Source organism: Mesorhizobium sp. M5C.F.Cr.IN.023.01.1.1, from assembly GCF_003997585.1.
Lineage (GTDB): Bacteria > Pseudomonadota > Alphaproteobacteria > Rhizobiales > Rhizobiaceae > Mesorhizobium > Mesorhizobium wenxiniae.
Genome location: NZ_RZSU01000178.1, coordinates 1 through 8,233 on the forward strand (window position 1 = coordinate 1; position 8,233 = coordinate 8,233).

Genomic DNA, 8,233 nt, shown 5'->3' on the forward strand with positions numbered 1-8,233 from the left:
GGGCGGATGCCGGTGACCAAGGACCTGCCCTATTCCTGGTACGACACACCCAACATCCATTTCTGCACCATCCGCGACTTCGTCAATCTCTGCGAGGAGCTCGGCGCAACGGTGGAAAGGGCAACCGCGCTCGACGCCAATGGCCAGAAAATCGGCCTCTCGATGCCATGGTGGTTCTGGAATTTCTTTGGCCAGCAAGCGGTGTTCCTGCTGAGGCGATAACGGCCGTCGCTTCTTCGGCCAATATGGCGCTCGGCCTGCCCGACCAGCTAGCGATTAAGTTCCGGAAAATACGGATCGGAGAAAAACCGCCGGTCGCGCTCGCCTTGCAAACAGTCGACCGGTGCTGCCGCATCGACCCGGATCGGCCCGCGATCGGCCCAGGGACCGGCAACACCGCTGACCTCTAGGATCAGCTTGCGGCGTATGGCGGTCACGAATTCGGAAGCGGCATAGACCGGCAGCACGAAAGCGCCAGGCCCGCCCGTAACGCACTCGGCATAGTATTGGTCGAGATGGCTGAAGCTGGGCGACGGGCTGATCAGGATCGGCAGGCCGTTGATGACGATGCCCTTTGCCACCGCGGCGTCGCGTGTCGTGGTGACGGGCATCCCGGTATTGTTGGGGCCATCGCCTGAAATGTCGATGACGCTGCGCGTCGCCTCGAAAGCGGCTCCATCCAAAAGCTTGGCGCCGAAGCCGAGCGCACCGGAAATGGAGGTGCCGCGAAAGCTCCTGAACGGGCGCGCCTCGATCTTGGCGGCGAATGCGTCGGCGCTCTCAGCGTTATCGATGACCTGCCAGGCAATGACCGCATCGTCGCGGACGGTGCCTGCCCATTCGAAATAGGCCAGCGCGATGCGGCCGGTCACACCCGAACGCACGGCATTGATGAAGTCGGGGTGGCGTAGCGCCTCGACATAACCGGCGCGCTGCAGGGCGAATTCCCTTTCGTCCATCGAGTGCGAAATGTCGACCGCCAGCACCAGTTCGACGTCCACTGCAATGGTATCGGCCGGCGCGGCCGGTGGTGCTGCCTGAGCGCAGGCAAGGCAGGCAAGCAGGCTGATGCATGTCGCCCAAAGGTGCGAAGCGGTTTTGGGGTAACGATATGCATAGAAACAAAGGCTTAAAGCGTGTCGCATGAATCTCTTCAACGGGACGCGTTTTAAGCGCGTCAAGCATGGGTCCAAACGACGAGGATCGGCGCGACGACAGTGATCCAGCCATAGGTATCGGTCACCCAGGAAAGATTGATCTGGGCGCTGTAGATGCGCCGCATCGCGCCCAGCACCGTGCCGAGGTCGAGCTCGAGCCGTCGTCTCGCGTCGGCTTCGCCGTGCGCAAGCGCGATGGCATCGACATTCTCGTTGACGCGGACCACCGAGGAGCGCAGCTCCGCTTCACGCGTGTAGCGGTCGCTGTTGAAACGGATGAGCGGCCGACCGACCAGCCAGCTCAGCCAGGAGGCGGTACCGGCATAGAGGATCGCGGCCCACACCATGTAGCCCGGAATGGCCAGCGAATAGCCGCCGATGTGGAAGACGAAGCCAGAAGACAGCGACCATAAGACGCCGACGAACGAAACAAGCAGAATCAACGACTGCAATAGCCCTATGCCGAGGCCTGTGGAAAGATCGGAGAGATGTCCGGCATCCTGCTGCAGGCGCTGGTCGGGGTTGACGCCGATGGCGCCGGCGTTGGCGAGCCGGAAGGCGCGCGCCGGCCGCATCCATTCACCGATCAGATCGAGGGTCAACGCCTCACGCAGCTTCAGCCGGATCCTCTGGTCGAGCCAGGTCTGGCCGACATTGAGCACCACAAGTCCGCCGGCGATGGCGGCAAAGACCAGAAGCTGGTGCAGGAAGCCCTGCATGTCGCGCCGAGCCAGCGCGTCGTAGAAGGGCTCGTTCCAGCGATTGAGCAGAACCTGCCCGATCGAGGTTGCCACAATGACGGCGACTATGCCGACGCAGGCCCAGAGCAGGTGTTTGCGGATCGGCGAGGTCCCCAGCGCCAGCTTGATCGTCGCCAATTGGTCGCGCAAGCTGCTGGCCTCGATCGACGCGGCAACCGGCTTGGCGCTGGCCTCTGCATCCGGATGATCAGCCATTGGTGAAGTCCTTGAAATTGGCAAGCGGTGCTGAAACCGGTGAACATGTCGACACATTCGGGTAGCAAACCCGCCCTCGACAGATAGGTGAGGAAAAGCCCGATCCCGATCACGAAAACGTCATCGACGGCTCGGCAATGTCGCGTTCCCGGTCGGCGATATCCGGCCGAGCCTTGTGGCGCCATGCGGCGAGAAAACCGGCACGAAGACGCGGCGAGAGGCGCGCTGGACGACCGGCACGCCCTGATAGAGCCGCTTCTGCGCCTCGACTACGATGACGCCGGAAAAGATCGGCCAGAACCTGCGGCCGGCGCGCTCCAGCACATTGTGGAACTGCATCATGAAGCGTCGCCGCGATGGCGGGAAGAACAGGGCGTCGGACCAGGCGGCGGGCGTGAAATTCGCTTCGCGCAGCAATTCGGTGAGCTGGCCGCGCGAAAAGGGCCGGCCGCTGCCGAACGGCGTATGCTCGAAACGGGCCCAGACACCGCGCCGGTTGGGCACGACGATGACGACGCGGCCGGCGGGCGACAGCACCCGCCAGATTTCGTTCAACGTCTCGCGCGGGTTCTCGGCATGTTCGAGTGAATGGACAAGCAGCATGCGGTCGATGGAGGCATCGACCAGCGGCAATTCCTCATCGAAGACCAGCGCGGTTGCGGTCGGCCCCGTGGCCGGCCAGACCACCGCGCCTTGCGTCGCCGGCATGAAGGCAAAGACACGCTCTGCGTCGGTGCCGAACCGCTCCAGCCACGGCAAGGTGTAACCCAGGCCGACCAGCCGCTCATTGGGCACGACAGCCCAAATCGAGGACAACGCCATAGTGATCGAGCGTTCGGCCAAGCGCCCGAGCGTGGTCGAATAGAAGGAGCGAATGTCGACGATATCGGAATGCATGCGCGGCACGCTATCTTCGATGCTGTCCAAGTTCAACAAAGGCGGATGACATCCGCGGGCAAGCGCCCTATGTCTGCGGCGACTACTGCATCGGCCCGAAATCGAAAGCAGGATGCAGCAGATAAAAAGTGTTAGAGCGTTCTTTGTGCGTCCAACTGGACGTACGGCGCTCTAGAGCAATTCCAGGAAAAGTGTGAAACGGTTTTCCGTCCGGAATTGCGCAAAAACAAAGACATAAAGCGGTTCGGCGTTTCCGTGAAACGACGAACCGCTCTAGTGGAGAGATGCTATGCCGGTTGAAATCGAACAGTTCATGTGCCGCAGCGACAATTTCGGCGTGCTGGTGCATGACCCCAAAAGCGGCCAGACCGCGATCATCGACGCGCCCGAGGAGGCGCCGATCCTGGCTGCGATCGAGCGTACCGGCTGGACGCCGACGATGATCCTGACCACCCATCACCATGTCGACCATGTCGAGGCCAATCTGGCGCTGAAGGAGCGCTTCAAGCTGCGCATCGTCGGACCGGAAGCGGAAAAGGCCAAGATCCCCGGCATCGACGAAACCGTCGAGCAAGCTTCGGTCATCCACCTCGGCGAGGAGAGGATCGACGTGATCGCCACGCCAGGCCACACGGCAGGCCATGTCTCCTATCACCTGCCGGGATCGAAAGTGGCGTTCACCGCCGACACGCTGTTCGCGCTCGGCTGCGGCCGGCTGTTCGAATGCAAGCCGCCGGTGATGTACGATTCGCTGAAAAAGCTCGCGGCACTTCCGGCCGAGACGGTCGTTTATTGCGGCCATGAATACACGCTTTCCAACGCCCGCTTCGCGCTGACCGTCGACCCGACCAATTCGGCGTTAAAGGAGCGCGCTGCGAAAATCGAGGCGCTGCGCGCCGACGGCAAGCCGACGCTGCCGACCACGATCGGCGAGGAACTGTCGACCAATCCGTTCCTGCGCTGGCACGATCCGGCAATCCGCAAGCATCTCGGCATGGAGAACGCCTCCGACGCCGAAGTGTTCGCCGAAATTCGCAAGCGCAAGGACAATTTCTGAGCACCATTGATGGTCTGGAAACCGTGACGTTCTGGAGCCAATGACCAGTTCCGCCGAAATCATCGCAACGCTCGGCCTGAAACCGCATCCGGAAGGCGGCTGGTATGCCGAAACCTTCCGCGATGGCGCGGAAGGCGCGCGCGGCCATTCGACCGCGATCTATTTCCTTTTGGAGCAGGAGCAAGTGTCGGCCTGGCACCGCGTCAAGGACGCGGCCGAGGTCTGGCACTTCTATGCCGGCGCCCCGCTGGCGCTGTCGATACATGGGGAGAACGGGCCGGTGATCGAGAAGGTGCTCGGCACGGCATTGGGGGCGGGCGAGCGGCCGCAGATCGTCGTGCCGGCAGGTTGGTGGCAGTCGGCACGCAGCCTGGGCGAGTGGACGCTGGTCGGCTGCACCGTGGCTCCGGGCTTCGATTTCGCCGCCTTCGAGCTGGCCGAACCGGGCTGGCAGCCGGGAACGACGTAGGTATGTTGAGATTCCAGTCAGGCCGGCATCACCCCGAAGTCGACATACCTAACCCAACAGGAAACCCATCGTGATCCCCAGCTGGGCGGCGTAATACAGCATCCAGACCGCATGGCGCATCAAGGCGCGGTGTGGCGAAATGGCGGTCAGCAGGAACTTTTCCGAGGCGAGCAGCCCGTCGGACGCCATGAACAGCACGGCGCCGCCGACGACCCAGATATTACTCAGCGTCAGGGCTGAAATCGCCATGGCGAGGATTGCCGCGATATAGACGCTGACCGGAAGGCGCAAGGCGGGGCCGACACGGCGCCAGTGCGCAAAAAGCATGGCGAGCGCGAACACGGCCATCGCCAGGGCAATCGCCGGGCGCCACGGCTCGGCCGAGAGCAGCCCGATCCCACCGCCGGAACGCAGGAACAGCGCGATGTAAAGCCCATGCGCGACGAGAAAACTGGCCAGCCCGCCGAGAAAAACCTTTTCACCGTCGCGCGACAAGAACGCGTCGCCGACGGCGCTGAGCGCCAGTGCCGCTACGAGCAGCCACGGACCGTCCTGCAGCGAGGCCAGCACGGCAAGCATTGCCACGGCCAGCGTCTTGACCGCAGAACGCGCAAGCGTCGGCGGCATGTCGATGATGAAGGCGTAGATCACCGCCGCCACCAGCGAAAACAGCAGCGTCGCATTGGCGTTGGCTTCGATACCGCCGGGAAACGGCATCACGCCTCGGCCCCGCTCGTTGCCTGCTTGCGCAAGAACAGCGATTTCGCCGCCAGCGCTGCCCCGCCGGTGATCAGCACGCAGGCGGCGAGAATGCGCAGGGACGGCTCGGCGAAACCGGCTGATATCAGCACCAGCGTCGACAGCAGCGGCGCGGCATAGCTCGCCGAGCCCAGCACCTGGATGTTGCCGCGCTTGACGCCTATGTCCCAGGCGTAGAAGGCCGCGCCCACCGGCATCAGGCCGAGGCCGAGCACGGCCAGCCACTGGCCGGCGCCGACAGGCAGCACCGTCTCTTCCAGCATCAGATGGCAGACAAGGGAAAGTGCTGCCGTGGCCGCACAAAACCAGGTGACGATGCTGGTCGGCACCGACGGGAAACGCCGCGACAGCAGCGAATAGGCCGACCACAGCACGGCGCAGACGCCAGCCATCGCATAGCCGAATGCATAGCGCGCGTCGAAGGCAAGCCCGCCGCCCTTGGTGACGATCAGGAAAGTGCCGGCAAGCCCTAGCAGTGCGCCGACGACATGGTTCCAGGCCAGCCGCTCGCCCGGCATCAGCGCCGATCCGAGCACGATCAGCAGCGGCCACAGGTAGGCGATGAGGCTCGCCTCCACCGCCGGCGCGTTGCGCAGCGCAGTGAAGTAGAAGAAGTGATAGCCGAATAGGCCGGCAATACCGATCACCCACACTTGCGGCGGTATTTTCTGCCGGCTGTCGGTGGCCGGGATGATAAGCCGCGCGACGAGCCCGACGCCGGTGCCGATCGTGAAGGTGATCGCCGAAAGCAGGAACGGCGGCACAGCGCCGGAGGCGTCCGTAAGCAGCGCCAGCAGCGCCCACATGGCGACCGCCGAGAAGCCGATCAGTGTTGCGCGCGCCATGTCCGTCTCCGGCGGCGCGCAATCGCGCCTATTCTGTTGCTTCGAACCGCTCCGCGCTGACGGTGAGAGTGCCGATTTTCGTGCTGACCGTGGCGTGGATCGGCGCATATACGCCAGTTTGGCCGACCGGCGCAAATGTCACCATGATGCGGCTGCGATCCTTCAGGTACTTCAAAGCTTTGCGGTTCTTGCGGTACCCCGCCACCGGCTCAAAGCCCAGCCTGCAGGTGACGGTCTCGCCCTTGTAGCCGCGCACCGAGGTCGAGCCTTTCGAATCGTAGGTCAGCGTCAGATTGGCGCGCATCTCGCCGTCATAGAGTTTCACCGTGCGCCCGCAGACCTTGTCGAGATTGTCGGCATGGATGACAGTGGCGGCCATGGGATCGAGCACCGACGCGAGATGGCTGGCGCCCAGCGGTATCCAATTTTTGGGATTGCGCTTCTTCGGCGCAGGCACGACCTTCGTCGCGATAACAGTGCCATTGGCGAACTGGATATCGATCATCGACGCCTTCTCGCCCGACTTGTAGTCGGCGCGGAACGCTTGTGGCTGCAATTGCTTGCCCGAAATCTTGCCTTTTGACGAGATCGTGCCGCGTGTGTCGTCGAAGATTGTGGCGAGGCCGGCGCTGGAGACGCTACCGTCGATCGAATAGGTATCGCCTTCGTAACTGCTGGAAAAGGTTGCTTTCGCCACCGAGAGGCCGAGGATCGATACCGTATACTCGCCCTTGAAGGATTGTTGCGTGGCGGCAGACGCTGCCGTCGGCAGCGCAACGGCTAGCGAGGCAAGGAGAGCAAGAGACGAACGAAGCATGGCGGGGATCGATCCTCGATTTTTCAGCGGAAGCGGACAACTCCGGCCTGGCATCTCGTTGTGCGACCGCTTATAGGCTGAATTCCGGCCTTTATGTGAAAGGCGTCGTCACACCCGTGCGCAAGCCGGAGCTTGACGCATCGGCGAAATGCAACTATGGAACGCCAACTTTTTCCATAAGGCCGCCTGACCGAAACCGCGCGCCAACCGGCGCGGGTCGAATGTTTGGCCAGACCGAGAACTGAAGGTTTAGAACCATGTCCCGCACCTGCGAACTCACTGCCAAGGCAGTCATGTCCGGCAACAATGTGAGCCACGCCAACAACAAGACCAAGCGTCGCTTCCTGCCCAATCTCGTCGATGTGACGCTGATTTCGGAAGCGCTGAACCAGAATGTGCGCTTGCGCATTTCGGCCAACGCGCTGCGTTCGGTCGAGCATCGCGGCGGCCTCGATGCGTTCCTGGCCAAGGCCGACGCCAAGGAGCTGTCGCAGCGCGCGCGCCTGCTGAAGAAGCAGATCGCCAAGAAGCTTGCCGAACAGCCGGCCGCTTAATTTTCTCAGGCAGCCGCCTTCCAAGGAGTGTCGTCCGAACCCGGCATGACACCCCGCTGGTTCCATTACCCAGGATAAAAAAATGAGTTTTTTCTCCCGATACCTGCCCTTTGTTGCGGCCATGGCGCTTGTCGTGGTGGCGTCGAACATCCTTGTGCAGTTCCCGCTGCAAGGTGCGATCGGCGGCTTGTCGCTGGCCGACATTCTGACCTGGGGCGCCTTCACCTATCCCTTCTCCTTCCTGGTCACCGACCTTGCCAACCGCCGCTACGGCCCGGCCGTGGCGCGCCGGATCGTGTTTGTCGGCTTCACGGCGGCGGTGATCTGCTCAGTCGTCATCCCGCCCTTGCTGTTCCGCTACGGTCTGATCGAGTTCGAAACGGCCGCCGACCGGCTGGTGCGCATTGCGGCGGCTTCCGGCACCGCGTTCCTGATAGCGCAACTGCTCGACGTGACCGTGTTCAACCGGCTGCGCCGCCAGAGCTGGTGGCGTGCGCCGATCGTCGGAACGCTGGTCGGCTCGGTTTTCGACACCGCCGTGTTCTTCACCGTCGCCTTTTCGGCGGCCTTCGCCTTCGCTGGCCCGAACGATGGCTTCGCGCTTGAACCCGCGCCGCTGATGGGCGTCCTGCCGGTCGAGACCATGCGCTGGGTGTCATGGGCGCTCGGCGACCTCGGCGTGAAGCTGATCATCGCCGTGGTGGCGCTGATCCCCTACCGGC

Annotated in this window: 10 protein-coding genes and 1 pseudogene; 5 read left to right on the forward strand and 6 right to left on the reverse strand. The window is 63.1% G+C overall.

Annotated features, from left to right (window positions below):
- A partial coding sequence (locus tag EOA78_RS34100; RefSeq protein WP_281034103.1) for a methionine biosynthesis protein MetW occupies positions 1-222 on the forward strand: 222 nt, incomplete at its 5' end.
- A gap of 47 nt (positions 223-269) precedes the next feature.
- Here the strand turns inward: EOA78_RS34100 and EOA78_RS34105 are convergent.
- From EOA78_RS34105 to EOA78_RS34115, 3 genes and pseudogenes are all read right to left on the reverse strand, one after another.
- Positions 270-1,070 (reverse strand): DUF1194 domain-containing protein, encoded by an 801-nt coding sequence (locus EOA78_RS34105; protein WP_281034104.1) that lies wholly within the window; start codon positions 1,068-1,070, stop codon positions 270-272.
- A gap of 125 nt (positions 1,071-1,195) precedes the next feature.
- A pseudogene (locus tag EOA78_RS34110) lies at positions 1,196-2,113 on the reverse strand (SbmA/BacA-like family transporter); the annotation flags it as partial.
- Positions 2,114-2,233: 120 nt separating this feature from the next.
- Positions 2,234-3,010, reverse strand: a complete 777-nt coding sequence (locus EOA78_RS34115; protein WP_127319986.1) for a methyltransferase domain-containing protein — start codon at positions 3,008-3,010, stop codon at positions 2,234-2,236.
- Between the two features lie 289 nt (positions 3,011-3,299).
- Between EOA78_RS34115 and gloB the strand changes: the two genes are divergently transcribed.
- Positions 3,300-4,067 (forward strand): hydroxyacylglutathione hydrolase, encoded by a 768-nt coding sequence (gene gloB, locus EOA78_RS34120; protein WP_127319974.1) that lies wholly within the window; start codon positions 3,300-3,302, stop codon positions 4,065-4,067.
- A 40-nt stretch (positions 4,068-4,107) separates the two neighbouring features.
- A complete protein-coding gene (locus EOA78_RS34125; RefSeq protein ID WP_127319976.1) occupies positions 4,108-4,536 on the forward strand; it encodes a cupin domain-containing protein in 429 nt (142 codons plus the stop codon).
- A 48-nt stretch (positions 4,537-4,584) separates the two neighbouring features.
- Here the strand turns inward: EOA78_RS34125 and EOA78_RS34130 are convergent, their stop codons facing one another.
- From EOA78_RS34130 to EOA78_RS34140, 3 genes are read right to left on the reverse strand one after another with little or no spacing between them, the layout of a single operon-like run.
- On the reverse strand, positions 4,585-5,253 hold the full coding sequence (locus EOA78_RS34130; protein ID WP_127319978.1) for a lysoplasmalogenase family protein: 669 nt from the start codon (positions 5,251-5,253) through the stop codon (positions 4,585-4,587).
- Positions 5,253-6,140: an EamA family transporter gene (locus EOA78_RS34135; protein WP_127319980.1), complete on the reverse strand. Its 888-nt coding sequence runs from the start codon at positions 6,138-6,140 to the stop codon at positions 5,253-5,255. Before EOA78_RS34135 ends, EOA78_RS34130 begins: the two co-directional genes overlap by 1 nt.
- 28 nt (positions 6,141-6,168) lie before the next feature.
- Positions 6,169-6,957 (reverse strand): DUF3108 domain-containing protein, encoded by a 789-nt coding sequence (locus EOA78_RS34140; RefSeq protein ID WP_127319982.1) that lies wholly within the window; start codon positions 6,955-6,957, stop codon positions 6,169-6,171.
- A 257-nt stretch (positions 6,958-7,214) separates the two neighbouring features.
- Between EOA78_RS34140 and rpmB the strand changes: the two genes are divergently transcribed.
- Both rpmB and EOA78_RS34150 read left to right on the forward strand, forming a co-directional pair.
- A complete protein-coding gene (rpmB, locus tag EOA78_RS34145) occupies positions 7,215-7,511 on the forward strand; it encodes a 50S ribosomal protein L28 (protein WP_127319984.1) in 297 nt (98 codons plus the stop codon).
- A gap of 82 nt (positions 7,512-7,593) precedes the next feature.
- The coding region (locus EOA78_RS34150) for a queuosine precursor transporter (RefSeq protein ID WP_164784081.1) at positions 7,594-8,233 on the forward strand (640 nt) is incomplete at its 3' end.

Excerpts from the sequence above, each read along its gene's own strand:
- EOA78_RS34115 (WP_127319986.1), bottom strand. The coding sequence starts at position 3,010 with ATGCATTCCGATATCGTCGACATTCGCTCCTTCTATTCGACCACGCTC.
- gloB (WP_127319974.1), top strand. The coding sequence starts at position 3,300 with ATGCCGGTTGAAATCGAACAGTTCATGTGCCGCAGCGACAATTTCGGC.
- EOA78_RS34125 (WP_127319976.1), top strand. The coding sequence starts at position 4,108 with ATGACCAGTTCCGCCGAAATCATCGCAACGCTCGGCCTGAAACCGCAT.
- EOA78_RS34130 (WP_127319978.1), bottom strand. The coding sequence starts at position 5,253 with ATGCCGTTTCCCGGCGGTATCGAAGCCAACGCCAATGCGACGCTGCTG.
- EOA78_RS34135 (WP_127319980.1), bottom strand. The coding sequence starts at position 6,140 with ATGGCGCGCGCAACACTGATCGGCTTCTCGGCGGTCGCCATGTGGGCG.
- EOA78_RS34140 (WP_127319982.1), bottom strand. The coding sequence starts at position 6,957 with ATGCTTCGTTCGTCTCTTGCTCTCCTTGCCTCGCTAGCCGTTGCGCTG.
- rpmB (WP_127319984.1), top strand. The coding sequence starts at position 7,215 with ATGTCCCGCACCTGCGAACTCACTGCCAAGGCAGTCATGTCCGGCAAC.